The sequence below is a fragment of the Aggregatibacter actinomycetemcomitans DSM 8324 genome (assembly GCF_000372365.1).
Taxonomy (GTDB): Bacteria; Pseudomonadota; Gammaproteobacteria; order Enterobacterales; family Pasteurellaceae; genus Aggregatibacter; species Aggregatibacter actinomycetemcomitans.
Genome location: NZ_AQUU01000031.1, coordinates 1 through 1,486 on the forward strand (window position 1 = coordinate 1; position 1,486 = coordinate 1,486).

A 1,486-nucleotide genomic window follows, 5' to 3' on the forward strand; every position below is an offset into this window, starting at 1 on the left:
GAGTAATGCTTGGGAATCTGTCTTATGGAGGGGGATAACGACGGGAAACTGTCGCTAATACCGCGTAGAATCGGGAGATGAAAGTGTGGGACCTTCGGGCCACATGCCATAGGATGAGCCCAAGTGTGATTAGGTAGTTGGTGGGGTAAAGGCCTACCAAGCCGACGATCGCTAGCTGGTCTGAGAGGATGGCCAGCCACACCGGGACTGAGACACGGCCCGGACTCCTACGGGAGGCAGCAGTGGGGAATATTGCGCAATGGGGGCAACCCTGACGCAGCCATGCCGCGTGAATGAAGAAGGCCTTCGGGTTGTAAAGTTCTTTCGGTGATGAGGAAGGTTGGTGTGTTAATAGCATGCCAAATTGACGTTAAATACAGAAGAAGCACCGGCTAACTCCGTGCCAGCAGCCGCGGTAATACGGGGGGTGCGAGCGTTAATCGGAATAACTGGGCGTAAAGGGCACGTAGGCGGACCTTTAAGTGAGGTGTGAAATCCCCGGGCTTAACCTGGGAATTGCATTTCATACTGGGGGTCTGGAGTACTTTAGGGAGGGGTAGAATTCCACGTGTAGCGGTGAAATGCGTAGAGATGTGGAGGAATACCGAAGGCGAAGGCAGCCCCTTGGGGATGTACTGACGCTGATGTGCGAAAGCGTGGGGAGCAAACAGGATTAGATACCCTGGTAGTCCACGCTGTAAACGGTGTCGATTTGGGGATTGGGGTTTAGCCCTGGTGCCCGAAGCTAACGTGATAAATCGACCGCCTGGGGAGTACGGCCGCAAGGTTAAAACTCAAATGAATTGACGGGGGCCCGCACAAGCGGTGGAGCATGTGGTTTAATTCGATGCAACGCGAAGAACCTTACCTACTCTTGACATCCGAAGAAGAACTCAGAGATGGGTTTGTGCCTTAGGGAGCTTTGAGACAGGTGCTGCATGGCTGTCGTCAGCTCGTGTTGTGAAATGTTGGGTTAAGTCCCGCAACGAGCGCAACCCTTATCCTTTGTTGCCAGCGACTTGGTCGGGAACTCAAAGGAGACTGCCGGTGATAAACCGGAGGAAGGTGGGGATGACGTCAAGTCATCATGGCCCTTACGAGTAGGGCTACACACGTGCTACAATGGCGTATACAGAGGGTAACCAACCAGCGATGGGGAGTGAATCTCAGAAAGTACGTCTAAGTCCGGATTGGAGTCTGCAACTCGACTCCATGAAGTCGGAATCGCTAGTAATCGCGAATCAGAATGTTGCGGTGAATACGTTCCCGGGCCTTGTACACACCGCCCGTCACACCATGGGAGTGGGTTGTACCAGAAGTAGATAGCTTAACCGAGAGGGGGGCGTTTACCACGGTATGATTCATGACTGGGGTGAAGTCGTAACAAGGTAACCGTAGGGGAACCTGCGGTTGGATCACCTCCTTACCAATAGACGACTTTAAGTGTTCACACAGTTTGTTTGATGATTGTAGGCAATGGAAGAAC

At 52.8% G+C, this 1,486-nt stretch carries 1 rRNA gene; it reads left to right on the forward strand.

Annotated features, from left to right (window positions below):
* A 16S ribosomal RNA gene (locus A3CS_RS0110690) occupies positions 1–1,426 on the forward strand; the annotation flags it as partial.
* Positions 1,427–1,486 lie beyond the last annotated feature (60 nt).